Raw genomic sequence first — 25793 nt, 5'->3', positions numbered from 1 at the left:
CCGACGATTGACAGGCTTTAGCCCACCCCGCACAGTCATCTCATAACCCAGAAGGATTTTGTGATGACTCGTTTGACAGCCACGTTTGGCGGACTTGTGCTTTCCACTTTTCTATCCGCGCCCCTTGTTGCCGAGGAGATTGCCGACACAATTTATTCTGGCGGCCCCATTCTAACCATCAACGACGCCGCCCCTCATGCAGAAGCTGTGGCCGTGAAAGACGGGCGCATCCTTGCCGTGGGAACCCTCTCCGACATGCTCGCCCACCAGGGCGACACCACCAAAGTCTTTGATCTGGACGGCGGCACCATGTTGCCCGGTTTTGTTGACAGCCACGGCCACGCGGTGATGGGCGGTCTGCAAGCCCTCTCCGCCAACCTGCTCGCCCCCCCGGACGGCGAGGTGCAGGACATCGCCTCCCTGCAAGACACCCTGCGTGACTGGATCGCCAACAACCAGCCCGCTATTGACGCCGCCAACCTGATTGTGGGTTTTGGCTATGACCAATCCCAACTGGCTGAACTGCGCCACCCCACCAAGGAAGACCTCGACGCGGTCTCCAAGGACGTGCCCATCATCATTGTGCACCAATCCGGCCACTTTGGCGCGGCCAACTCTGCCGCCTTGGCCGCCGCCGACATCACCCGCGAGACCCCCACACCGTCCGGTGGGGTGATCCGCTACGCCAGCGACGGCACGCCCAACGGCGTGCTCGAAGAAAACGCCTTCTTCCTCGTCTTAGGTAAGCTCATGGGCGGGGTTGGTGAGGAGGGCTTCAAGGCCTTTGCCCGCGCAGGCACACAACTCTGGGCCAGCTTTGGCTACACCACCGCGCAAGAAGGCCGGGCCACGCCACAAGTTGCAGGAATCGCCCGCGCCGTGGCCGCGGCTGGGGATATACCCGTCGACTTAGCAATCTATCCTGACGTGCTGGTCGACCGGGACTACATCCTCGCCAACCAATCAGACACCTATGAAAACGGCGTGCGCATCGCTGGCGCAAAACTCACCATCGACGGCTCACCACAAGGCTTCACCGCCCTGCGTGACCGCCCCTATTATGACCCGGTGGGCAGCTATCCCCCCGGCTACAAGGGCTATTCGGCCGCCAGCGAAAATCAGGTCAACGCCGCCATCGAGTGGGCGTTTGAAAACAACATCCAAATTCTGACACACTCCAATGGCGAAGGCGCCTCCGACATGCTGCTTGCTGCCATCAAAGCCGCAGAAGCCAAACACGGCACGGCGGACCGCCGGCCCGTGCTGATCCACGGCCAGTTCCTGCGCGAAGACCAAGTGGCGGAGATGAACCAGCTCAACGTCTTCCCGTCCCTGTTCCCGATGCACACGTTTTATTGGGGGGATTGGCACCGCGATCACACTGTCGGCCCGATCAACGCAGACAATATCTCCCCGACCGGCTGGGTGCGCGAGCGCGGTATGATGTTTGGCACCCATCACGACGCCCCTGTTGCTTTCCCCAACAGCATGCGGGTGTTGTCAGCAACTGTGACCCGCCGCACCCGTTCCGGCGACATCCTGGGCCCACACCACCGTGTTGATGTGATGACTGCGCTCAAGGCTATGACGCTTTGGCCTGCCTACCAACACTTCGAGGAGAGCACAAAAGGCAGCATCGAAGTGGGTAAAGTGGCGGATTTTGTGATCCTGTCCGACGACCCAACTGCCGTGGACCCGGAAACGCTGGCTGACATCAAGGTGCAGGTCACCATCAAACACGACAAAGAAATCTATCGCGCGCCAGATGGCCCCCAGAAAGCTGATTTTCTTGCACCTATGGGCCACCATATTCTGGACGTGGCCCACGCGGCCACACGTAGAAACTAGACACGCTAAACTTCCAAAAAACCAAAAAGGCCCGCCAAAAGCGAGCCTTTTCCTATTTCGACTGTCCAGCAGACTTAGCCGGAGATCAAACCCAGGCTTTCCAGCTTCAGGATCACCTGGTGGGCACAGTTGTCCACGTCCGCACCTTCGGTTTCCACGCTCAGCTCAGGGTTGGCCGGCACGTCGTATGGGTCAGAAATACCGGTAAACTCTTTGATCTTGCCTTCGCGCGCCAGCTTGTAGAGGCCTTTGCGGTCGCGGCGTTCACATTCGTCAATCGAGGTCGCAACGTGCACTTCAACAAAGGCACCAAAGGCTTCAACGTCTTCACGCACCGCGCGACGGGTGGTGGCATAAGGCGCGATCGGCGCACAGATGGCGATACCACCGTTTTTGGTGATCTCGGACGCCACATAGCCAATACGACGAATGTTCAGATCACGGTGCTCTTTGGAGAAACCCAGCTCGGAGGACAGGTTCTTCCGCACAATGTCGCCATCCAGCAGAGTCACAGGGCGGCCACCCATTTCCATCAGCTTGACCATCAGCGCGTTTGCAATGGTGGATTTACCGGAGCCGGAGAAACCTGTGAAGAACACGGTGAAACCCTGCTGTGCCCGTGGTGGACGGGTTTTGCGCAGCTCTTTCACAACTTCTGGGAAGGAGAACCACTCAGGAATTTCCAAACCTTCAGCCAAACGGCGGCGCAGCTCGGTGCCGGAAATGTTCAGGATGGTGACGTCGTCTTTGTCCTGAATTTCATCCATTGGCTCATACTGCGCGCGCTCTTGCACCCAAACCATGTGTTTGAAGTCGACCATAGTGATGCCGATTTCTTCTTCGTTCGCACGGAACAATTCCTGTGCGTCATACGGGCCGTAGAAGTCTTCGCCTGCAGAATTTTTGCCGGGGCCAGCGTGGTCACGGCCAACGATGAAGTGGGTGCAGCCGTGGTTGGCGCGGATCAGACCGTGCCAAACCGCTTCGCGTGGACCTGCCATACGCATGGCGAGGTTCAGCAATGACATAGAGGTGGTCGACTGAGGATACTTGTCTAACACAGCTTCATAGCAACGCACGCGGGTGAAGTGGTCCACGTCACCTGGCTTGGTCAAACCTACAACCGGGTGGATCAGCAGGTTGGCCTGCGCTTCTTTTGCGGCGCGGAAGGTCAGTTCCTGGTGCGCGCGGTGCAGCGGGTTGCGGGTTTGGAACGCAACCACTTTGCGCCAGCCCATTTTGCGGAAGTAGGCGCGCAGCTCATTTGGTGTGTCGCGACGGGCACGGAAATCATAGTGCACCGGTTGTTGAATGCCAGTCACCGGACCGCCGAGGTACACTTTGCCCGCTTGGTTGTGCAGGTAGTTCACAGCAGGGTGCGCATCGTCATCTGCACCAAACACCATTTCCGCTTCGCGCGCTTTGTTTGGTACAAAGTTGTCGGTCACAGTCATGGTTGCGAGGATCACACCCTCTTGGTCGCGCAGCGCGATGTCCTGGCCGTCTTGTAGGTCGGCCGCGAACTCTTCGGACACATCCAGGTTGATGGGCATTGGCCACAGCGAGCCGTCTGCCAGACGCATGTTTTCCACCACACCGGTGTAGTCTTCCTCGGTCAGGAAGCCCTTGAGTGGGTTGAAACCACCGTTCATCAACAGCTCAAGATCGCAGATCTGACGCGGTGTCAGATCCCAGCTGACCAGATCAGCCGCTTCAGTTTTCAGTTTCTGAGCGCTCTCGTAAGAAACATAGAGCTCAGGAATAGGAGCCAGGTTGTTTTGCATTGGATGTGTCCTGTGTTTGATAGGGACCAGGCCGCTTGCCGAGCCTGTCAGTTCCGCGTGCAGCGCGTTGTAGTCTGCGAGCTTGCGGGCGAGGAATTGATCGGTGAGCCGCACTTTCTCCACTGCACCACGCCGGGTGAGCGAATAGGCAAACCTCTGTCGTTTGTCCGGGCCTGCGCGATCACTAATAGTAATCAACCCGGCTTCTGCCGCAGCACGCAGTTGCGCATTCAGACGCCCCAAAGAAATCCCGACAGCCGCCGCAGTGGCGCGCTGAGATGCGTCCGGCGCCTGATCAAGCTGGCGCAGAAGGCGGAAGAGCACGTCTTCCTCATCTGATGTGGGTTTGGCGGTCTGAAACGACATTACAAACGACTCAAAGTGTGTTCACGCGTGAACACATAGGGTGATTTGGTGAAATCTCAAAGCCCTATTTGGCATTTGCATAGCAAACATGCTGCCGTTGCAATGCTGCAACGCAGCGCGACATCACACCATCTCAGCCTGCTTGGACAGCACCGCAGGCAAGGCCGCCGCGCGCTTCAACGCCAAAGCCCGCACTGGCTGCGCCACACCACGCAACTCCAGCACCTCGAGATGATGCACCTCCGGATCATGTCCCGCCGCCGCAAGAACTGCTTCGGACACCAGCACTTCCACGCCCAGCGCCTTGGTCTGCCCTTCCAGGCGGCTCGCCGCATTCACCGTGTCGCCAATAATGGTGCGTGGCGCCAAATTGGCCGCACCAATCTCACCCAACACCAAATCCCCCAGATGCAGCCCCATACCAATCGCCACTGGCTGCGCATTCTCCGCCTTCAGGGCCTGGTTAAACACTTGCAACGCCGAACTGATCCCCGCCGCTGCCTCAATCGCCGCCTTGGCCGAAGCCTCTTCACTGTCCAGCTCAAACACCGCCAGCAATCCGTCACCGAGATACTTATCCACCGTGCCCCCTGCCCCTGTTATCGACGGCACAATGGCATCAAAGAACCGGTTCAACAGAAACACCACATCGTACGGCAGCTGCCCGGTGGTACGTGCCGTAAAGCTGCGCATATCCAGAAACAAGATCGCCAAGCGCCGCTCTTGCCCCAGACTTTGGTGCGCCCGCGCCTGCTGCCCGTCACTGCGAAACACCCGCAGAACGGTGGCTGGCTCTCTGGGCCGCAACTGACATGCCAACCGCGCATTGGGCGGGGCGTTGACGGCCGCCAGACTGTCTGCCTCTGCCTTTTCCGGAGGATGTAATAAGCCGCCTCCCTCTTCAACAATCACCCGACATGTCGTGCAACGGCCACGCCCACCGCACAGCGCCATATGCGGCACGCCAGCCACCCGCGACATCTCCAAAAGTGTCATGCCCGGCTGTCCCGAAATCTCCGGCCCATCGACATAGCGAATACGCACCGCCCGCCGCGCGCCGATAAAGCGCCGTCCGTAGTGCACCATCATCGTGACCCCAACGAGGCCGACAAAAATTCCCAGCATGCCACGATTGATCTCCGCCAACCGCGCAAAGGTCTCCGCTGTCGGAAAACCGTAACTCTCACGCAACGCCGCGCCACCCTCCGGGTCAAACAGCCGTGCATTCTGCAACCGCCCCTGCACCAGAAACCCGGCCAGGGCAAAGGCGGGTATTAAAGTCGCCAACGACAGCATCACCGGCAGCACCCGTCGCCAGCCGGGCAGCACCCGCAGCCACATATGCAGGCCAATACAGGCGTGAATCCAGACCACCAACAATAGGGTCGCCTGCTGCCATCCACTGGGTGAGTTCCAGATCAGCCCAGCTATGAAACCCATCTCCGGCTCCACCTCAAACCGGTTCTCCGCCACCCGCGTGTGCACAATATGGGTCATCAGCAACAACGGGATCGTCAGCCCCAAAATCACCTGCCCCGCTTCCGAGGCAGGCATGCGCAACGTCCGCTTGCGCGCCAACCGATAGAGCGCCAACCCCATATGGGTCAGCAAAGCCCCATAAAGCACAACGCCACCCAAAGGTCCCTCAGTGAGCTCTTCCAGAAGTTCCTGTCCACCATGCATCAATTCGAGCGAAAACAACCCGAGCCCCACATTGGTGAAGTGCCACAGCACATAGCAAAACAGGATCAACCCCGACACAATGCGCGCCTTGGTGCGCCAATTGCCCTGCCACAATCTGTTCAACGGTGCCGTCCTTTACCTGGTGTCCCTGGCTCAGAGACTGACCAACCCCACCCCCGCGGTCAAGGCGCAGCGCTCTGCGCATTATCGCACAACCCCAAACAAAAACGGGGCCGCCCAAGCGACCCCGTCTCAATCTCACTTACGCAAGAACTCACTCGGTTTCAGCGATAAACCGTTCCGCATCCAGTGCCGCCATACAGCCCATGCCCGCCGACGTGACCGCCTGACGATAAACGTGGTCCGTCAAGTCACCCGCAGCAAACACACCTGGAATGGATGTCTTGGACGTGCCCGCCTCAACCTTCACATAGCCACCGTTGTGCAGCTCCAACTGGTCTTTCACCAACTCGCTGGCTGGCGCATGGCCAATCGCAATGAACACACCTTTCGCCGGGATCTCGCTGATCTCACCGGTTTCCACGTGCTTCACTTTCACGCCGGTCACACCCTTGGGCATGTCGTCACCAACCACCTCTTCCAGCTGATGGAACCAAAGAGTCTCGATCTTCTCATTCTTGAACAGGCGATCCTGCAGAATTTTCTCCGCCCGCAGCTCATCGCGACGGTGGATCAAGGTCACTTTGGAGGCAAAGTTGGTCAAAAACAGCGCTTCCTCAACGGCCGTGTTGCCGCCACCCACAACCACAATCTCCTGACCGCGATAGAAGAACCCGTCACAGGTGGCACAGGCCGAGACACCAAAGCCTTTAAAGGCTTCTTCGCTCTCCAGCCCCAGCCACTTGGCCCGCGCACCGGTTGCCAGAATAACCGCATCCGCGGTGTACAACGTGCCGCTGTCGCCTTTGGCTTTAAACGGACGCTCACTCAGATCCAGATCCGTGATGATATCACCAATGATCTCACACCCCATGGCCTTGGCGTGCTCTTCCATCTTCATCATGAGCTCCGGCCCCTGCACTTCCACAAACGATGGGTAGTTCTCGACCTCAGTTGTGGTGGTCAATTGCCCACCCGGCTCGATGCCCTGCACCAGCACCGGCTCCAACATCGCGCGGCTGGCGTAGACGCCCGCGGTGTAGCCCGCAGGCCCGGACCCAATAATCAGAACCTTGGTGTGTTTAGTGTCGGCCATGAAAGGCACCTTTCCGCGTTGCAAAGTCTTAGTCGCTAGCCGATATAGCCCTCCCCGTGCATCAGGAAAAGCCCAAGACAAAAAAGTGAAACGTATGGTCTCCCAAAGTGCCAATGCGCGGAAATCCGTAAAAGGATATTGCGCTAACACGAAACATTATTGCGCATACGACCTTAAGTGATATAACAACCGCAAAACCGACCAACGAGACGAGCTACATGCCCGGACACCGGCTAGACCCCATCGATCGCAAAATCCTCGCAGAACTTCAGGCTGACGGTCGCATGACCAATGTCGAGCTTGCCAAACGAGTCGGCATCTCCGCACCACCGTGCCTGCGCCGCGTGCGCACGCTTGAGGATGCAGGCTACATTCGTGGCTATCACGCCGATGTCGATAGCCGCGCTTTGGGCTTTGAGGTGCAGGTCTTTGCCATGGTTGGGCTTGTCAGTCAGGCCGAAGCAGATCTGTCGGCGTTTGAAGATCGTTGCCGCGATTGGCCCTTGGTGCGTGAGTGCCACATGCTCAACGGCGAGGTCGACTTTGTCTTGAAGTGTGTCGCACCAGACCTGAGCACTTTCCAGACCTTCCTCACCGAAGACCTGACCTCCGCGCCCAACGTTGCCAGCGTGAAAACTTCACTGGTGATCCGCGGTGCCAAAGACGCGCCAGGCGTGCCTTTTGAAGTGCTCGAAGAGCGACTGAGCCGCGACGCATAAAACGCCTTTCCATGCGCCAAATTCAAAGCCGCCTCCAAAATTGGCCAGGCGGTTTTTTTACATCCTGTTACAACCAAACAATTCTTTGCCTTTGACTTCAAGGGAACTTGAGATCTTAAAGTTCTCCAACACTACAAAACAGGCAAAGTCTCAATGCACGTACTCACCGTACTGGATCACCCCAACCCCAAGTCATTCAGCCACGCAGCAGCACACCACTTCATGATGGGAGCAGAGGCAGCAGGTCACACAACCGAGCTGGCAGATCTGCACGCCGAAGGCTTCAATCCGTTGTGGACGATGGCAGACAACGAAAGTGACGGGCACAGCAACGTGCCATCGGATGTGGTTCGCGAACAGGCCCGCATTGCCCGCGCTGATGCCATCTGTCTGATCTTCCCGTTATTCTGGTGGGGCATGCCCGCCATGACCAAAGGCTGGGTGGATCGGGTTTGGAGCTGGGGCTGGGCTTATGACCAGCTGGGGGACCCCGAACAATCCATGCAACGCAACCGCAGCGGTCTGTTGTTGATCCCTGCGGGCGCACGCTCTGATGAAGTGGAAGGCAAAGGCTATCGCGCCGCACTCGACACCTGCTGGACACAAGGCACGTTTGGTTTTTTTGGCTTCTCACCCCGCCGTATGGAACTTCTTTACGGCTCCAAAGGCTCCGAAGCCCGGCGCAAGGCGCTTTTGGAACAGAGCTACACTTGCGGCCTCACCCTGCCACCACCTACTCCGGCATAGGTCCGTCTGCAGCCCGCCTCAAAACCCGCCCTGCGCCACTTTTCGGTCGTCGCGCGGCGACCACCGGGTTCAGCGCTCAAACATCTACGAAAGCGCACGATGGGTCCAAAACCCACCTCCGCAATACAGCCGCGATACCAACGTAAAACCGACGTTGGTTTTAGCTGGCGCCAAGGCCCTGCGCGCAAGTTAATTGGGCAACACGACATGCACGCTTACCTTCGCTTCACACAGCAAATCCGCGGCCTGCCCATTCCCTCTTCCAACCCACGCGCCATCATGGCAACGTCGCGCCATGACGCAGACCATCACCAGCCCGAACGGCACCCCGATCAGTCGCTATGCCTTTGGCACCATGCAATTTGGCGGCACCGCCTCCGAGCGCGACAGCATTGAGATGTTTGACGCCTGCCTTGCCGCTGGCATCACCCATTTTGACACTGCTTTCCTATATACAGATGGACGCAGCGAAGAGATTCTAGGCACACTCGCCGCCCCCAATCGCGATGATTTGGTGATCGCCACCAAAGTTGGCTACAGGGGTGGCGCAGGTGCCGAAAATCTTCGCTCACAATTCGATGTGTCCCGCAAACGCTTGAACATGGATCACGTCGACATCCTCTATCTGCACCGCTTTGATGCAGAGACCCCCATTGAAGAAACCCTTGAAACCTTTGCGAAATTCAAGGCGGACGGAAAAATTTCACATGTTGGCCTCTCAAACTTTGCCGCTTGGCAGGTGGTGAAAGCCGCTTGGGCTGCGTCAAAACTGGACCTCACAATCGATCTGTTGCAACCGATGTACAGCCTTGTGAAACGTCAGGCCGAGGTCGAAATTCTGCCCATGTGTGCTGATCTTGGCATCCTGCCCGCCACCTATTCCCCGCTTGGCGGCGGGCTGCTCACCGGCAAGTACAGCGCCCAAGATGCGCAAGGCCGCTTAGCCACGGATGAGCGCTACGCAGCCCGCTATGATGTTGATTGGATGCACAGAACCGCCGTGCAACTGTCTGAATTGGCCGCCTCTCGCGGCCTGCATCCCGCCACCTTGGCCGCCGCTTGGGTCGCCAAGCACAAGGCTGCGCCTAGCCCCATTCTCTCAGCTCGCAACCTTGCTCAACTCGAACCATCTCTTGCGGCCACCAGCTTTGACATGGACGACGCCCTCTACGCAGGCATCACCGCACTCAGCCAAACGCCCGCGCCCGCAACAGATCGATTGGACGAAGCATGATTGATTTTCTTATCATCGGCGGTGGCATTGGCGGCATCTCCACCGCAGCCCGTCTTGCACCTCTGGGTAAAACCGTTGTTTTGGAACGGGAATCTGCCCTTGGTTACCACGCCTCCGGTCGCTCGGCTGCGATGTTTGAGCCCAATTACGGCGCGCCCAGCACCGTCGAACTCAGCCACGCCAGTGGCGAGCTTTTCAAACAGGAAGACGGTGGTTTTCTCTCTCCACGCGGGGTGATGTTCCTCGCCGCCAAAGGCGAAGACGAGGCTTTCAAACGCAGCTGTGAAAGCTTTGACGCCGCCCCGATGGAGCTGCAACAAGCCGTCGACATGGTGCCAATCCTCAACGTTGACGCCATTGGTAATATCGCACACCACCATTCCGGTGAAGACATCGACACCGACCGGTTGATCCAATGGTTTGCCAAATCCTGCCGTGCTTACGGTGGTGACGTGCACACCGGTCAAGAGGTCACCAAAATCACCAAACAGTCCAATGGTTGGGAAGTGGTGGCAAACGGCGAGGCCTACACCGCCAAGATGCTCCTCAACGCCGCTGGTGCTTGGGTCGATGAGATTGCCATTCTGGCCGGCATCCCCCCTCTCAACGTCAATCCACTGCGTCGCTCCATGGCACGAATCCCCGCGCCAGGTGGGCATGACGTCTCCCAGTGGCCCATGTTGTTGGACATCCATGAAAACTGGTACGCCAAACCTGATGCTGGCAGCTTGATCGTGTCTCCAGCCGAAGAGGACCCGATGCAACCGTTTGACGCCTGGCCTGACGATATGGTCATCGCCGAAGGCCTTGCGCGGTATCAAGAATTTGTCACCGAAGAGGTCACCCGCGTTGAAGCCATCTGGGCGGGACTGCGCACGTTCTCACCAGACCGCAATCTGGTGATTGGGCCAGACGCGGCAGACCCCAGTTTCTTCTGGGTGGCCTGTCAAGGCGGCTACGGTTTCCAATCCTGCCCTGCCGCCTCTCAACTGGTCGCAGATATGATCGCTGGCCAAGCCCCCACCATCGACCGAAAGGTCATACAAGCCCTTGACCCAGCGAGGTACGCCTAATGCCCCGCCGCCTCAACCTGCCAGACAGCGCCTCCGTTGCGACGCCAGAGGCGGATGGTAAACTTTTTGCCCCCTCTGCCGCACGTAACAGCGAACCGCTAACAAAAGCTCTTGCACCCTTTGTGCCACCCCAAGGCCGCGCGTTGGAAATTGCCAGCGGCACCGGGCAACATGTGGTCGCCTACGCACAGGCTTACCCGGACACCCAGTGGCAACCAACGGAAATTGCGTTGGACCGGATCAACAGCATTGCCACTTATCTGGCCGAGGCCTCCCTACCCAATGTTCAAGCGCCTATACAACTTGACGCCACCACGCCTGGATGGGGCGCACAGACCGGCTCCGTTGATCTGATCTTGCTCAGCAACCTGCTGCATCTGGTCAGCCAAACCGAAGCCGAAGTTCTGCTTTCAGAAGCGGCACAAGCATTGGCACCACGCGGATGCCTTGTAATCTATGGTCCATTCTCACGCGACGGCTTACTTATCAGCGACGGAGACATTCAATTTGATGCCAGCTTGCGGGACCAAGATCCTGAGCTCGGGTACAAATCCGACACCGCCATCCAAGCCTTCGGCGAATCCTGTGGCCTCGTAAACACCCAAACCGTTGAGATGCCCGCCAACAATCTGCTCCTGACATGGCAGGCGTCCTCCTAACTACGCCACGTCATATCCTCTTTTTCGACGCCACATGATCAAAATCAAATTCACATTCCCCCAATGGAATATGATCTGCGTGAAAATAGGAGATTCCCATGAGCTGGACTGACAAGATTTCTGAAACCCGCACCCAACTGCGCGGCCTGAACAAAGCCATCCCCGACACCGCTCGCGCCTTTGGCGGATTGAGCAAATCGGTGAAAGAAGGCGGCGTGCTAGATGTCAAAACCAAGGAGTTTGTCGCGCTTGGCATGGCGGTTGTCAGCCGCTGTGAACCCTGCATTTCTCTGCACTGCGACGCGCTGGTTCGGGCAGGTGCCACCAAAGAAGAAGTGGCCGATGTTCTGGCCATGGCCATCCAAATGGGCGGAGGCCCCGCCATGATGTATGCCGCAAAAGCACAGGAGTGTTTTGAAGAGCTGTCCGCGGGCTGACACTCTGTTGCACGCCACCTATGGTGGGTTCAATTGATCCGCTACACATTGGACCCACCATGCGACGCACCCTTGCCTTGGCCAGCTTTCTGGCTTGCACCTCCGCCTTTTCAGCACAGGCCTCTGACATCTCCAGCTGGAGCTTTGGCTCCGATGGAACCATCACCTGGGGCGACGTAGAAGACCTGCGCAAAACAATCTTTGAAACCTTTGACACAGACGGCGACGGTGCATTGAGCAACGAAGAATACACCGCCTTTGACAAAGCCCGCGCAGAGGCAGCAGGCAAAGATGCATCCTCTCTGCTGCTGCGCGCCGTGTCTGGCTTGGGACGCGAAAACACCGATCTGAACCTTGATGGGTCCGTGACACGTTCTGAGATGGAAACTGCGCTGCGCACATGGTTTGAACGTGTGGACACCAACAAAGACGGCGTCATAACAAAAGGCGAATACTAAACCCAAAACGCCCTACTCAAGAGCGGGGCGTTTTTTGTTCTTTGAGGATGCTCTGACCGCGGTGCCAAGACTGCCGTCCTAGCTTACCTGAGCAGATGGATCGTTTTCCGATGGCGTCCCGCAAGACCCGCAGAACTTGAAAAAAGAGTTTTCGCGCGTGTTGCAATTTGTGCATCGATCAAACAGACAAAATCCACAGTGCACGCAGAAATCAACCGGATCCTCATCCGGTTTTTCTCCCTTACGCAATTTAACCGCCCCAAAACGACGGTCACAACTCGGACAGACCCCTTCGGAGATCTTCTTGACCGCCGTTTCATAAGCGATGGCTTTGCGCTTTTCACTTTCAGGCCGTTGTTCTTCGGACCGCTTCCGGGCCAGATAACGGTTCATGCCCTTGATCACAAAATGCGCAAACAGAAGCGCCAAGAGGATGCCCACAACATTGCGGACGTAGCCGCCATAGGACGGCAGGTAGGGGACAAGCTCGACAAAGAAGGCGAAGAGGGAAAACACCACAAAACCGCGATAGACTGGCCAATATTGGGAACCGCGCTTTTTGGCGACAAACCAACCCGATATCAACAGTAGCGGCAACGTGAGCGCAAGGCGCAGGCCAAACACCTTTAAAACCTCACGGCTACGGGCCTTCTGATAAGGCTCAAATGAGGCATCGTTAATGGCGTATTCTTCGGTGCGCAGGTCTTGCTGGGTGCGGAGCAAAGACCGTTCGGTCACGCGCAAGTCTTCGATTATTCGCTGGGCATCACGCTCGGCGATTTTCAACTCTTCGATACCTTGGGCACGTGCCACCACTTCAGCATTCTGGCTGTCCGCTTCCGTCGCAGAGCGCGTCTTGACCCAGTTTTCGAAAGAGGCGCGTTGGTTGGTATAATCAAGCGTCCGAGAGGACAGAACAAACTCCGCGTCCTCAATATCTCTTTGCGTGTTGAGCAGGGCCTTATCATTGCTCACGATGCGATGTTCAACATCCGCAAGTTGGTCGGCATTCACAAAATCGGCCTGGCTAATACGTTTGCCGGCGGTCGGCACATCGGACATGACCAATGCGCCCAACTGGATGAGCAAAGACGAAATCACGAGGGTCATGACCCACATGGCCAGATTGAACCAGAACTGCGGGCGACGAACTGCTTTCATAATAGATCCTGCTAAGTGTTTGGCATGCCTTCCGAACTAGTGTGTTTGTGAGGCCGTGCGCAAGGAAGGAATTCCATAATACCTCAAAGGGCAACTGGTTAAGACACCGGACCATCCAACGCTTGGCAACGGCCGTGGCTTTGGCCCGACATCAACGGCTTGGTGCAAAGGCTGGCCCTTGTCGATGGTTTCGGGAGAAGTTGGATTGTTCCCTTTACGTAAAAACGCCCCGCACATGGGCGAGGCGTTTTCTTTTTTGTTTAGGGACTTAGCCGTTCTGCCGGATGGTCTCGTTTTTCGGATCATACGGGCTGTCACAGGTCACAGTGGCATCCCACAATTGATCCAGCATTTTGACCTTTAATTTGGTGCCTTCCACCGCCAGATCGGGCTTCACGTAGCCCATGCCAATGCTCTTCTCAAAAGCCACCGAGTACCCGCCAGACGTCAAACGACCAACGCGTTCACCTTCCGGCGTGTAAAGCACCTCGCGGCCCCATGGGTCTGCATCTTCCGGCCCATCGATCAGCAAGGTGCAGCACTTCACCCGCACGCCCAGCGCTTCCATCTCAGCTTTGCCATGGAAGTCTTTGGACAGGTCGATAAAGCGCGGCAGGTCAGCCTCCGCTGGTGTGGCATCCCGGCCCAGCTCGGTGCCAAAGGCACGATAGCTCTTCTCCTGACGCAGCCAGTTCTGCGCCCGCGCGCCAACCAGCTTCATATCAAACTCTGCCCCTGCCTCGGTCAGCAGATCCCACAGGTAGTTTTGCATCTCAATTGGATGGTGCAGCTCCCAGCCCAGTTCGCCCGTGTAAGCCACACGGATCGCATTCACCGGACACATGCCCAGCTCAATCTGACGCGCCGACAGCCATGGGAACCGCTTGTTGGTCAACGCAGTCTCTGGCTCCGCATCACTGATAACTTTCTTCAGCACATCGCGCGATTTTGGCCCCGCAATGGCAAACACGCCCCACTGGGTGGTCACATCCTGGATCTCGATGTAGCCAAACTCTTCCATCTTGTCCTCGGCCGCCTTGCGCAGGAAGTCCGCGTCGTATTCGGTCCAAGCCCCTGCGGAGACAAGATAATAGTTGTCCTCGCCATTGCGCACGATGGTGTATTCAGTGCGTGTGGTGCCCGCCGCCGTCAGTGCATAAGTCAGGTTGATGCGGCCAACCTTTGGCAGCTTGTTGCAGGTGAACCAGTCGAGGAACTGGGTGGCACCGGGGCCTTTGACCACATGTTTGGTAAAGGCTGTTGCGTCGATCAGACCCACATTTTCGCGGATTGCCTTGGCCTCATCCACAGCATGTTGCCACCAGCCACCGCGGCGGAAGCTACGCGCCTCCTCGTCAAAGTTAGAGGGTGCGTCCAGAGGGCCGTAGTAGTTTGGACGTTCCCAGCCATTGACCCAACCAAACTGCGCGCCTTTGGCTTTCTGACGGTCAAACGCCGGTGAAGTCCGCAATGGACGCGCCGCAGGGCGTTCCTCATCTGGGTGGTGCAGGATATACACGTGCTCATAGCACTCTTCGTTTTTGCGCGCGGCAAATTCGGTGGTCATCCAATTGCTGCTGTAGCGTTTGGGATCAAGGCTCGCCATGTCGATTTCAGCTTCGCCATCGACCATCATCTGCGCCAAATAGTAACCGGTGCCACCCGCAGCGGTGATTCCAAAGCTGAAGCCCTCAGCCAGCCACATGTTGCGCAGCCCAGGCGCAGGGCCAACCAACGGGTTACCATCCGGCGTGTAACAAATCGGCCCGTTGAAATCGTCTTTCAAACCCGAGTCAGCACAGGACGGCACGCGCTCCGTCATCGCCATATACTGTTCCGCAATCCGGTCGAGATCGAGCGGGAACAGGTCCGCGCGAAAGCTGTCTGGCACGCCGTGCTCAAACCGCGCTGGGGCGCCGTGCTCGTAGATGCCCAAAATCCAACCGCCACGCTCCTCACGCGCATAAGATTCCGAGTCCGCATCCCGCACCACAGGATGCTCAGGATTGCCCGCTTCCCGCCACTTCACCAGCTCCGGATCCTGATCCATCACAATGAAGGTGTGCTCCACCGGGATGGCTGGCATTTTGATGCCCAGCATTTTGGCTGTGCGCTGCGCGTGGTTGCCAGAGGCGGTCACCACATGCTCTGCCGTAATCACAACCTTCTCGTCGCTCTCAACCAGGTTGCCGCCTTTTTCCACCATCTTGGTGCAGCTGACTTCCCAGTGGGTGCCAGTCCAATGGAACGAATCCGCCTGCATCTTGCGCACAATTTCCACACCCCGTTGACGCGCGCCTTTGGCCATCGCCATGGTCACATCCGCCGGGTTAATATAGCCGTCCTCAGTGTGATAAATCGCGCCTTTTAGGTCGTCGGTACGAATGAGTGGCCAACGGCTTTTGATCTCATCCGGGGTCAACCACTCGTAAGCCACGCCGCAGGTCTCCGCAGTTGACGCGTAGAGCATAAACTCATCCATGCGCTCCTGCGTCTGCGCCATGCGCAGGTTACCCACCACGGCAAACCCAGCGTTCAAGCCGGTTTCTTCTTCCAGCTGTTTGTAGAAATCCACCGAGTATTGGTGAATATGCGTGGTCGCATATGACATGTTAAACAGCGGCAACAGGCCCGCCGCGTGCCAGGTTGAGCCGGATGTCAGCTCATCTCGCTCAATCAGCATCACATCATCCCAGCCCGCTTTGGCAAGGTGATAGGCAATCGAGGTGCCGACGGCACCGCCGCCAACAACAAGGGCTTTTACGTTGGTTTTCATGAGACAGGCGACTCCCCTGAGCATAGGTCTTTTGCGCAAACTGTACTGGATTGGCGATTTTACGCACGGTCCAGCCGACGCTTGATTGCACAATTGCGACGCGACGTTGGCGCAAAAAGCCTTGCTGCATCGCAGCGGGGGCATTACACCCCACAACCACCTTGAAGGGAGACAGGCAAGAAATGCGTATTTGCCGCTCGATTTCAGACTGCCGCGCCGCAGTCAAAGAGCTTTGCGCCACCGACAAAACTGTCGCGATGGTGCCAACCATGGGCTTTCTGCACGCAGGGCACATGTCACTTGTGCACACCGCCAAGGCAGAGGCCGACCATGTGGTTGTGTCCATTTTTGTGAACCCCACACAATTTGGCGAAAGCGCCGATCTGGATGCCTATCCGCGTGACGAGGCGCGCGACTTGGACATGTTACGCAAAGCTGGCGTCGCCGTGGTCTTCATGCCCGACGTGGAAACCATGTATCCGGCGGGCGACGAAACCATTGTGGAAACCACCCGTCTTGCCAACATGCTGCACGGCAAGGTCCGACCGGGCCACTTCCGCGGTGTGACCACAGTGGTCACACGCCTTTTCAACATCGTTCAACCTGACGTGGCTGTCTTTGGCGAAAAAGACTACCAGCAGCTTCAGGTCATCAAGCGCATGGTGGCCGACCTGCACATGCCGCTCACCATTGTTGGATCCCCCACTGTGCGCGATGAGGATGGTCTCGCCATGTCGTCGCGCAATGTCCGCCTCTCGGCTGAGGATCGGCAGGCAGCCTTGGTGCTCAATCAATCCCTCACCGCCGCCGAAGCTGCCGCGACTGGTGCGACCGTTGCTGACCTGCACAAAGCTATCGTCGACACCATCGCGACAGAGCCTCGCGCCATCCTCACCGGGCTAGACATCGTTGCAGCCGAAACGCTCAATGACATAGACGGGCCGCTCACCGGCCCCACCGCCATCATGATCTCCGTTGCCTTTGGCGACATTCTTCTGATTGACCAAAGGGTTGTCACACCATGAGCACACAGACCCCCATCCGCCGCACCACCGTGCCACAGATTGCCAACCGCAAAGGTGGCGAGCCAATTGTGAGCCTCACCAGCTACCACGCGCACACCGCCGCCATCGTCGACAAATACGCCGACTTCATCCTGGTGGGTGACAGCCTTGGCATGGTCATGCACGGCATGGAAAGCACCGTCGGTGTGCCGCTGGACCTGATGATCATGCACGGCAAAGCCGTGGTGCGCGGCACCCAAAAAGCCCTGATCGTCGTGGACATGCCCTTTGGCACCTATGAGGAAAGCCCTGCCGTGGCCTTCCGCAATGCCGCCAAGATCATGAAAGAAACCAGCTGCGGCGCGGTGAAACTTGAAGGCGGCAAACGTATGGCTGAAACCATCCGCTTCCTGACCGAACGCGGCATCCCAGTGATGGCCCACATCGGCTTGACGCCTCAGTCCAGCCACGTCATGGGCGGTTTCAAAACCCAAGGCCGAGACGAGGACACTTGGGCGATCCATGAAGAAGATGCGCAAGCGGTGTCCGAGGCCGGCGCCTTTGCCATCGTGCTCGAAGGCATGGTTGAACCACTCGCCGCCAAGATCACCAAACAGGTGCCTATCCCCACCATCGGCATTGGCGCCTCTGCGGAATGCGACGGCCAAATTCTGGTGCTGGAAGACATGCTTGGCCTCAACGAATGGACACCCAAGTTTGTGAAAGTCTACGGCGACCTTGGCCCAGCTATCGAGCGCGCGGTCAGCCAATACGCCGAAGACGTCAAGGACCGCAGCTTCCCAAGCGAAGACGAAGTCTACCGCTAAAGACAACAAAGCCCCGGTCCTGCACCGGGGCTTTGCGTTTTTAACTCTAAACAACGCAGGCTTAGAATATCTTCCCGGGATTCATGATCCCATCCGGGTCAATCGCCGTTTTGATCGCTGCCATCACATCTACAGCCCCACCAAGTTCCTTGCGCAGATAGGGCTTTTTACCCTGCCCAATACCATGCTCACCGGTACAGGTGCCGCCCATCTCAATCGCCACATCGTTAAGCCAGCTGACATAGCCTTGCGCCGCCGCGACCTCATCCGGATTGTCCATATCCACCAAAGGCAGCATATGGAAATTGCCATCGCCCACGTGGCCCACCACGGTGGAAATCAGTCCCAGCTCATCCGCCTTGCCTTTGGCCAAAGTCACACATTCCGCCAGCCGCGAGATTGGCACGCAGACATCGGTGGAAATGCCTTTGGCACCGGGGCGCAGCGCCAACGCTGCCCAATACATGTCATGGCGCGCCTGCCACAGCTTGTTGCGGTCTTCGGCCTTCTGCGTCCACTCAAACCCGGTGCCACCCACCTCTTCGGCAATGTGACCAAACATCTCTGCCTGCTCAGCCACACCGGTCTCCGAACCATGGAACTCCAGCAACAACAGATGCTGCTCCGGCAAGTCCAACTTCGAGTAATCATTCGCGGCCTTCACAGCCAAAGAGTCCAGCAGCTCAATCCGCGCCACCGGGATGCCATACTGAATGGTCATCATCACCGCCTGACAAGCCGCATCGATGGTTTCAAACGAACAGCGGGCTGAGGACATTGCCTCTGGAATACCTTGCAATTTCAGCGTGATCTCAGTGATGATGCCCAACGTGCCTTCTGAACCGATCATCAACCGGGTCAGATCGTAGCCCGCGCTGGATTTCTTGGCACGGCTCGCGGTGCGGATCACCTCACCGGACGGCAGCACCACCTCAAGGCTCAGGATGTTATCCTTCATCGTGCCATAGCGCACCGCATTGGTGCCGCTGGCCCGGGTAGACGCCATACCGCCCAAAGACGCATTTGCCCCCGGATCAATTGGGAAAAACAGGCCTTGGTCGCGAAGTTCCAGATTCAACTGCTCCCGCGTCACCCCAGGCTGCACCACACAATCAAGGTCCTCGGCATTCACCGCAACAACCGCGTTCATCTCGGTCAGGTCAATACACACGCCCCCAGCAGGCGCGTTCACGTGCCCCTCAAGCGAGGTGCCGGTGCCATAAGCAATCACCGGCACCTTATGCGTGGCGCAGGTTTTGACAATGTCGCTCACCTCTTGGGTGGACTTAGCAAAAACCACCGCATCCGGCGCCTGCGTCTTGATCCATGTGGTGGTGTGCCCATGCTGCTCACGCATTGACTGGCCGGTGTGAAACGCCTCGCCAAACTGCTGCTTCAACACACCTAGAGCCGCCGCAATACCATCTTCATTGCGCGGCAAATCCACTGCCAGTCCCATGGGCACTCCCCTTTTCCATGATGATTTGTGACATGGCTATGGTGTGCCTCTCCCTGGGTCAAGCGTGACTATTCGCCATAGGCCAAGCCCTCTCGCCGGTTGTCCGCACCACCTTGCAAACGCCGCCCCACAGAGATGGCATGCAATCCGGAATTGAGGTCGCGCGCATTCACCTTGTAGCCCATGCCGGTCAACGGTTCGCCAAACTCCATCGCTGCGCTTTCGCTCTCAATGTCATAGGTGCCAAAGCGATTCACCAGATGCGGCAGATCAATCGCCTGCTGCACATCCAACCCCCAATCCACATGGGCAATGATGGTTTTGGCGACATAACCAATAATCCGGCTGCCCCCCGGACTGCCCACCACCAGTGACGGTTTGCCATCTTTCAGCACAATGGTTGGCGCCATGGAGGAGCGCGGCCGCTTGCCCGGTTCCACCCGATTGGCCACCGGCACGCCATCGCGATGTGAGCGGAAGGAGAAATCCGTCAACTCGTTGTTCAGCAAGAATCCATTGGTCATCACCCGGCTGCCAAAGCCGTTTTCGATCGTCGTCGTCATCGACAACGCGTTGCCGTAGCTGTCGACAATGGAGATGTGCGACGTAGAGGGCTGCGCATAGCTTTCGCCATCCGCATAGTGCAACGCGTGATCAAACTCCGGCGCACCCGGCGCCACGCTCTCCAAAGCTGCACTGCCGTCCAACAGTTTTGCCCGCTCCGCCAGATAGTCAGCCGCCAGCAGCCCCACGCTTGGCACCGGCACATAGTCGTTGTCCGCCATGTAGCGGCCCCGATCGGCAAAGGCGAGCCGCGACGCATCCCCAATCAGCCGCCAAGCCTCCGCGCTGTCTGGTCCAAGCCCTGCAATGTCATAAGGCTGAATCAGACCAAGAATTTGCCCCACGGTCAGCCCGCCAGAGGATGGTGGACCCATGCCACAGACATCATGCGCGCGGTAGTCCATGCAAACTGCCGGACGCTCTTTAACCTGATACAACGCCAGATCCACGCCAGTCAGAACGCCCGGGTTGCTGGCATTTTGCACAGCATCCACAATGTCAGCGGCAATCTTACCAGTGTAAAACGGCGCGGCCCCCTGCGCGGCCATCATCTTCAAGCTTGCTGCGTATTCGGGATTGTCCAGCTGCCTGCCTTCCGCAAGCGGTGCACCATTTGGTATGAAATAGTCCGCCGTCACCGGATGAGACGCCAACCGCTCTGCATCCCGCGCCACCGAAGCTGCCATACGTGGCGTAACCGTAAACCCCTCCTCCGCATGGGTGATCGCTGCGTCAAACAGACTTGGCCACTGGCTGCGCCCCCATTTGCGATGTGCTTCCTGCATCAACATCGGCGTGCCCGGCACGCCTACGGATCGCCCGCCAACAACCGCTTCAAAGAACTTCAGCGGCTCACCATCGCGCCCCAGAAACAGCCGCGGCGTCGCCGCCAAAGGTGCCATTTCACGCCCATCCAACGTCGTCACTTCGCCCGTCTGCGCATCATACCAAACCAGAAACGCGCCACCACCCAGACCTGAGCTTTGCGGCTCGACCAGCCCCAGCACCGCCTGCACCGCCACCATCGCATCCGCCGCCGTGCCACCATCGCGCAGCACTGCGGCGCCAGCCTCAACCGCCAAAGGATGCGCCGCGGCCACCATCCAATCTTTGGCTTTGGTCGGCTCGCCGCTGATCTTCGATTTCAGAGAATTTTGCAGGCTTTCTGGCACCTGCATACTCAGCACGGATCCCATTTCCGGTGCCACGCCATCCGCAGCCTCTTGCGCCCAAGACACGGATGCCACCAAACAAGTGACGGAAACCGCTGATAAAAATCGCTTCATGACACACTCCCAAACCCAAAGACAAAACCGGCAACCTAAGTTTTGGCCACCATTTGAAAATCAGCTTAGGTCAGGACAGCCCCTGCACCAATAACGGATAGCTGCTCAGGATCTCATAGACCGCGCCCTCGGAGGTCAAAGACGAACGATATAGGGCAATTTCGCTCACCATGATTGGATCAATTTCCAGTGAGGCGCCCCGCGACAAGGCCGCTTGCACCCGTTCGGGCGGTTGCCGGCCATCACGAAATCGCGTCAGCGTCACATGGGGCCGAAACCGACGTTTCTCGAGCCCAATCCCCAAACGCCGCGCCGCCTGCGCCACATCCGCTTGCAAGGCCATGAGCGTGGGATCCGGCGCCGCCAACAGACCAAACGACCGGCTGCGCGGCGCGCCCAAGATATCCATGCCTTTGAGGTGCAACTCAAACTGCGACTGCCGGATCAGCTCCAGCTCTTCGTGCAACGCTTCCAGCGTCTCCACCGGAAGATCATCCAGAAACGCCAACGTTAGATGCAGATTGTTTGCGGGCACCTCGCGCCCCACGGCAATCCGCCCTTGCACATCCAAAAGCGCTTCCGCTTCTGGCCCGTCCAACGGAATGCCAACGAAAGCGCGCATGATGGCTTAGAGCATCGCCGGAACCACAAGGTCGGGCGGACGGTGTCCATCATCGAAGGTCTTGATGTTGATGAGAACTTTCTCTCCCATCTCGATCCGCCCTTCCACGGTGGCCGACCCCATATGCGGCATCAGCACCACATTTGGATGCCCACGTAAGTCGGGATGCACCTCATGCCCGTGCTCATACACATCCAGCCCCGCGCCAGCGATTTCGCCAGATTTGAGAAGGCGCACCATAGCGTTTTCGTCAATCACCTCACCACGAGACGTGTTGATCATCACCGAGCCCGGCTTCATCAGCTTCAACCGACGTGCGTTCAACAAATGGAACGTCGACGGCGTATGCGGGCAGTTCACCGACACCACATCCATGCGGGCCAGCATCTGGTCAAGGCTCTCCCAATAGGTTGCCTCATATTGTTCTTCGATCTCGGGCCGCAGACGGCGGCGGTTGTGGTAATGGATCTGCATGCCACAGGCCTGCGCCCGCCGCGCAACGGCCGTACCCACGCGCCCCATGCCCAAAATACCAAGCCGCTTGCCGCTGACCCGGCCACCCAAAAGCGCGGTTGGCGCCCAGCCATCCCATTCGCCAGACTGCATGCGCTGCACACCTTCGCCAACCCGCCGGGTCACCCCCAGGATCAGCGCCAGCGCCATATCAGCCGTGTCATCAGCCGACACGCCTGGCGTGTTGGAAACAAGCACACCACGCTGGCGCGCGGAAGCCACATCGATGTGGTCCACACCGGCGCCGTAGTTGGCAATCAGCTTCAACCGCTCACCGGATTGGGCAATCAGACTGGCGTCAATCTTGTCGCTCAGCGTTGGGACCAGAACATCCGCTTCTTTCATCGCGTCAGCCAGCTGCTCACGGCTCATCGGCGTATCATCATGGCGCAGGCGCACATCAAAGAGTTCTGACAGTCGTGTTTCGACGGCTTCCGGTAAGCGTCGCGTAACGACAACACTCAGACGTTGCTTTGGCATGCAGGGCCTCCCAATGCTTTTCAATTCAGCGCGTTGCTGCCACACTGCCCCACAGGTCAGTCAGGCACAAGAACCTGCGAGCGCCACCAGAGCAGAAAAAATCAGGCAAAATGGTCACCTTGGGTCGAAAATCTCTCGTGAGCTTGGGCGCAGTTATTCTGTTGCTCCTTGCAACCTTCGCTGCAGCAGAGGCACCGGCGGCGAAAAAGCGTGGTCCGGTCACAAACCTACCACTGCCACGATACGTATCGTTGAAAGCGACCAAAGCCAACGTGCGGCGCGGCCCCTCACGCACCCATCGCATTGACTGGGTGTTTACCCGAAAATCCATGCCTTTACAGATCACAGCCGAATACGGCCACTGGCGCCGGGTGCGAGACATCGAGGGCGCTGGCGGCTGGATACACTACTCCCTGCTCTCGGGTGTGCGCACTGTGATTGTGCAGAAAGACATGCTGCCACTGGCGGTGCGCCCGGGCGAAAAAGTCGCCGCCGCGGCGCATCTGGAACATGGCGTGATCGCAAAGCTGGAAGAGTGCAATCCAGACTGGTGCCGCCTCAATGCAGGCGGCTACAAAGGCTGGGTTTTGAAAGAAGAGCTTTGGGGCGTGGAGGCCGGCGAGATCCGCGACTGATCCCGCCCCAAATGATTTGTATTATTGCGCCGCTTCAGCAGCCGCCCGGATGGCGCGCATGTTGTCACCATAAACGTCGGCTTTATCAACAGAGCCACCTTTGAACACAGCAGAGCCTGCCACCAACACGTCAGCACCGGCTTCGGCCACCAAAGGCGCGGTTTCTGTGGTCACGCCGCCATCGATCTGAATGTGGATTTCCCGATCCCCGATCATCTGACGCAGACGGCGGGTTTTCTCGACACCGGAGTGGATGAACTTCTGCCCACCAAAGCCGGGGTTCACGGTCATGATCAGCACCATGTCGACCAGATCCAGCACATGCTCAATGCTTTCCAGCGGCGTGCCTGGGTTCAGGCTCACACCGGCCTTCACACCTTGTGCTTTGATCGCTTGGATGGTGCGGTGAATGTGGGGCCCTGCCTCAACATGCGCGGTGATCATGTCCGCACCAGCCTCAGCATAGTCTTCGATATATGGGTCCACTGGCGCGATCATCAGATGCACGTCCATGAAGGTTTTCACATGCGGACGGAACGCTTTCACCGCCGGCGGTCCAAACGTCAGGTTTGGCACAAAATGCCCATCCATCACATCCACATGCACCCAATCCGCACCCTGATCCTCAATCGCGCGGATCTCTTGGCCAAAGTTGGCAAAATCCGCAGAGAGAATGGATGGGGCAATTTTGATTTTGCGATCAAAGCTCATGTTGGGCTCCTTTTCCGGACCTGCGCCGGCTTTGAATGTGACCCTTGCGGGGGCACCAAACACCTGATGTCAGGCGATTCGAAACTGGCGGCAAAATGGCCTTTGTCACGCCAAAATACAATTGGGCACGGACACGCGACGACGCGTTCCAATTTTGCTCGTTCTTTTGGCAGTTACGGCAATTCTGTCTGAATTTCAGGCGCACAGCTTCATCTTGCTTAGTTTTTGGGCAGCACATCTTTTGGGCAGCAACCTACGGTGCGAGCGATTGAAAAACGCCAGGCCACGGACCAACGCCATAACAGCTATAGCCCCCATATCCACGCCAGCTCAGTCGCAGCAACCCCGCGCCATTGGAGCAGCGGACATCCGAAGCAAACTGCGCGATGGCATGTCGGTGCTGGATGACCTGCGTCTGTCAGGCTCCAGCCGCGTTCTGTTCCCAAATGCCAATTACCCCAACGGGCGCACCGCCGCCCTGCAAGCGGTGCTCCTGAACACCGCAGGTGGCATCACTGGCGGTGACCAGTTTGACATCACGACACACACAGGTGAAGGCAGCCACCTGACCCTGACCACACAGGCCGCCGAACGCGCCTATCGCAGCATTGATGCGCACATGGGACGTTTGGATAGCTCGCTACACATCTCGCCCAACGCCCGTCTGGATTGGTTGCCACAAGAAACCATCCTGTTTGACGGTGCCGCCCTGTCGCGCAGCCTGACTGTAGAAATGCACAGCACATCGCGGTTTCTGATGGTCGAGCCAATGATCTTTGGCCGCACGGCCATGGGGGAAACTGTTCAATCAATGGAGCTGTTTGACCGCATCACCGTGAAACGCGACGGCGAGCTGCTGTTTGCAGACCGCGTGAAGCTCTGCGGCCACGCACAAAACCACCTCAACCGAGCCGCCATCGCCGGCGGCGCCCGCGCCATGGCCACGCTCCTGCTGGCCGCGCCAGATGCGGACCGCTACCTGGACACATTGCGCAGCTATCTGCCACAAACCGCTGGCGCCAGCATGATCCGCGACGGCCTGCTGTTTGCCCGCATCCTCGCGAGCGACGGCCACGCCTTGCGCCAATCCCTTTTGCCCACACTGACTTACCTCAACGGCGCTGACCTCCCTCGAACATGGATGCTCTGACACGATGCAACTGACCCCGCGTGAAAAAGACAAACTGCTGATTTCCATGGCCGCCGAAGTGGCCCGCAAGCGCCTCGCGCGTGGGGTGAAACTCAATCACCCGGAAGCGATCGCTCTGATCACCGACGCCGTGGTCGAAGGCGCCCGCGACGGCAAATCCGTGGCTGACCTGATGCAATCCGGCGCCCGCGTGATTTGCCGCGATCAGTGCATGCAGGGAATCCCCGAGATGATCCACGAAGTGCAGGTTGAAGCCACCTTCCCGGATGGCACCAAACTTGTCACCGTGCACAACCCCATCCGCTAAAGGAGTCTTTTGATGCAACGCTCTGTCATTGCCGCCAAGTCAGTAACAGCCTCAGGTCCGGCGCTGACCTTTTT

At 58.1% G+C, this 25793-nt stretch carries 23 protein-coding genes; 13 read left to right on the top strand and 10 right to left on the bottom strand.

What is annotated here, in order from left to right; translation table 11 throughout:
- The first annotated feature begins 63 nt into the window (after positions 1 to 63).
- Positions 64 to 1848, top strand: coding sequence for an amidohydrolase (locus QOL67_RS09415; RefSeq protein WP_283425720.1), 1785 nt, complete (start codon positions 64 to 66; stop codon positions 1846 to 1848).
- Positions 1849 to 1922: 74 nt separating this feature from the next.
- On the opposite strand, the gene QOL67_RS09410 is transcribed toward QOL67_RS09415, so the two are convergent.
- From QOL67_RS09410 to trxB, 3 genes are all read right to left on the bottom strand, one after another.
- Positions 1923 to 3998, bottom strand: coding sequence for a bifunctional sulfate adenylyltransferase/adenylylsulfate kinase (locus QOL67_RS09410; RefSeq protein WP_283425719.1), 2076 nt, complete (start codon positions 3996 to 3998; stop codon positions 1923 to 1925).
- A 123-nt stretch (positions 3999 to 4121) separates the two neighbouring features.
- Complete coding sequence (locus QOL67_RS09405) at positions 4122 to 5804, bottom strand: adenylate/guanylate cyclase domain-containing protein (RefSeq protein WP_283425718.1); 1683 nt, start codon at positions 5802 to 5804, stop codon at positions 4122 to 4124.
- A gap of 151 nt (positions 5805 to 5955) precedes the next feature.
- Positions 5956 to 6897, bottom strand: coding sequence for a thioredoxin-disulfide reductase (gene trxB, locus QOL67_RS09400; protein ID WP_283425717.1), 942 nt, complete (start codon positions 6895 to 6897; stop codon positions 5956 to 5958).
- 218 nt (positions 6898 to 7115) lie between these two features.
- Between trxB and QOL67_RS09395 the strand changes: the two genes are divergently transcribed.
- From QOL67_RS09395 to QOL67_RS09365, 7 genes are all read left to right on the top strand, one after another.
- Positions 7116 to 7616 carry an Lrp/AsnC family transcriptional regulator gene (locus tag QOL67_RS09395; protein ID WP_164645852.1) on the top strand — a complete coding sequence of 167 codons (501 nt, stop codon included), beginning with the start codon at positions 7116 to 7118 and terminating at the stop codon, positions 7614 to 7616.
- Between the two features lie 153 nt (positions 7617 to 7769).
- Positions 7770 to 8363 carry an NAD(P)H-dependent oxidoreductase gene (locus QOL67_RS09390; RefSeq protein ID WP_283425716.1) on the top strand — a complete coding sequence of 198 codons (594 nt, stop codon included), beginning with the start codon at positions 7770 to 7772 and terminating at the stop codon, positions 8361 to 8363.
- Between the two features lie 295 nt (positions 8364 to 8658).
- Entirely contained in the window at positions 8659 to 9597 is a 939-nt protein-coding gene (locus QOL67_RS09385) for an aldo/keto reductase (protein ID WP_283425715.1), read from the top strand.
- Entirely contained in the window at positions 9594 to 10670 is a 1077-nt protein-coding gene (locus QOL67_RS09380; protein ID WP_283425714.1) for an NAD(P)/FAD-dependent oxidoreductase, read from the top strand. Before QOL67_RS09385 ends, QOL67_RS09380 begins: the two co-directional genes overlap by 4 nt.
- Positions 10670 to 11329: a DUF938 domain-containing protein gene (locus tag QOL67_RS09375; protein ID WP_283425713.1), complete on the top strand. Its 660-nt coding sequence runs from the start codon at positions 10670 to 10672 to the stop codon at positions 11327 to 11329. Before QOL67_RS09380 ends, QOL67_RS09375 begins: the two co-directional genes overlap by 1 nt.
- Before the next feature lie 98 nt (positions 11330 to 11427).
- Positions 11428 to 11766, top strand: coding sequence for a carboxymuconolactone decarboxylase family protein (locus QOL67_RS09370; protein WP_283425712.1), 339 nt, complete (start codon positions 11428 to 11430; stop codon positions 11764 to 11766).
- Positions 11767 to 11825: 59 nt separating this feature from the next.
- Positions 11826 to 12224, top strand: coding sequence for an EF-hand domain-containing protein (locus QOL67_RS09365; protein ID WP_283425711.1), 399 nt, complete (start codon positions 11826 to 11828; stop codon positions 12222 to 12224).
- 78 nt (positions 12225 to 12302) lie between these two features.
- On the opposite strand, the gene QOL67_RS09360 is transcribed toward QOL67_RS09365, so the two are convergent.
- Both QOL67_RS09360 and QOL67_RS09355 read right to left on the bottom strand, forming a co-directional pair.
- On the bottom strand, positions 12303 to 13385 hold the full coding sequence (locus tag QOL67_RS09360) for a zinc ribbon domain-containing protein (RefSeq protein WP_283425710.1): 1083 nt from the start codon (positions 13383 to 13385) through the stop codon (positions 12303 to 12305).
- A gap of 268 nt (positions 13386 to 13653) precedes the next feature.
- Positions 13654 to 16161, bottom strand: coding sequence for a GcvT family protein (locus QOL67_RS09355; RefSeq protein ID WP_283425709.1), 2508 nt, complete (start codon positions 16159 to 16161; stop codon positions 13654 to 13656).
- Positions 16162 to 16343: 182 nt separating this feature from the next.
- On the opposite strand from QOL67_RS09355, the gene panC reads away from it, so the two are divergent.
- Positions 16344 to 17186, top strand: a complete 843-nt coding sequence (gene panC / locus QOL67_RS09350) for a pantoate--beta-alanine ligase (protein WP_283425708.1) — start codon at positions 16344 to 16346, stop codon at positions 17184 to 17186.
- Positions 17183 to 17992, top strand: coding sequence for a 3-methyl-2-oxobutanoate hydroxymethyltransferase (gene panB, locus QOL67_RS09345; protein WP_283425707.1), 810 nt, complete (start codon positions 17183 to 17185; stop codon positions 17990 to 17992). The genes panC and panB overlap by 4 nt, the downstream gene beginning before the upstream one ends.
- A gap of 61 nt (positions 17993 to 18053) precedes the next feature.
- On the opposite strand, the gene QOL67_RS09340 is transcribed toward panB, so the two are convergent.
- From QOL67_RS09340 to QOL67_RS09325, 4 genes are all read right to left on the bottom strand, one after another.
- Positions 18054 to 19451 carry an FAD-binding oxidoreductase gene (locus QOL67_RS09340; protein WP_283425706.1) on the bottom strand — a complete coding sequence of 466 codons (1398 nt, stop codon included), beginning with the start codon at positions 19449 to 19451 and terminating at the stop codon, positions 18054 to 18056.
- 68 nt (positions 19452 to 19519) lie between these two features.
- Positions 19520 to 21301 (bottom strand): gamma-glutamyltransferase, encoded by a 1782-nt coding sequence (gene ggt / locus QOL67_RS09335; protein WP_283425705.1) that lies wholly within the window; start codon positions 21299 to 21301, stop codon positions 19520 to 19522.
- A gap of 70 nt (positions 21302 to 21371) precedes the next feature.
- Positions 21372 to 21923, bottom strand: coding sequence for an RNA 2',3'-cyclic phosphodiesterase (thpR, locus tag QOL67_RS09330; protein ID WP_283425704.1), 552 nt, complete (start codon positions 21921 to 21923; stop codon positions 21372 to 21374).
- A gap of 6 nt (positions 21924 to 21929) precedes the next feature.
- The gene (locus QOL67_RS09325; protein ID WP_283425703.1) at positions 21930 to 22916 is read right to left on the bottom strand and encodes a 2-hydroxyacid dehydrogenase; all 987 of its coding nucleotides are present in this window, start codon (positions 22914 to 22916) and stop codon (positions 21930 to 21932) included.
- A 110-nt stretch (positions 22917 to 23026) separates the two neighbouring features.
- Here QOL67_RS09325 and QOL67_RS09320 point away from each other — a divergent pair, with 110 nt between their 5' ends.
- Positions 23027 to 23551, top strand: a complete 525-nt coding sequence (locus tag QOL67_RS09320; RefSeq protein WP_430458945.1) for an SH3 domain-containing protein — start codon at positions 23027 to 23029, stop codon at positions 23549 to 23551.
- A 21-nt stretch (positions 23552 to 23572) separates the two neighbouring features.
- On the opposite strand, the gene rpe is transcribed toward QOL67_RS09320, so the two are convergent.
- Positions 23573 to 24262: a ribulose-phosphate 3-epimerase gene (gene rpe / locus QOL67_RS09315; protein ID WP_283425701.1), complete on the bottom strand. Its 690-nt coding sequence runs from the start codon at positions 24260 to 24262 to the stop codon at positions 23573 to 23575.
- Positions 24263 to 24530: 268 nt separating this feature from the next.
- Here rpe and QOL67_RS09310 point away from each other — a divergent pair, with 268 nt between their 5' ends.
- A complete protein-coding gene (locus tag QOL67_RS09310; protein ID WP_283425700.1) occupies positions 24531 to 25412 on the top strand; it encodes an urease accessory protein UreD in 882 nt (293 codons plus the stop codon).
- A 4-nt stretch (positions 25413 to 25416) separates the two neighbouring features.
- A complete protein-coding gene (locus tag QOL67_RS09305) occupies positions 25417 to 25719 on the top strand; it encodes an urease subunit gamma (RefSeq protein WP_283425699.1) in 303 nt (100 codons plus the stop codon).
- The last annotated feature ends 74 nt before the right edge of the window (positions 25720 to 25793 follow it).

The organism is Shimia sagamensis (assembly GCF_900182745.1).
GTDB classification, from domain to species: domain Bacteria; phylum Pseudomonadota; class Alphaproteobacteria; order Rhodobacterales; family Rhodobacteraceae; genus Shimia; species Shimia sagamensis.
The sequence above is the reverse complement of the archived record's forward strand: the minus strand, read 5'-3'. Positions and strand labels throughout refer to the sequence as shown.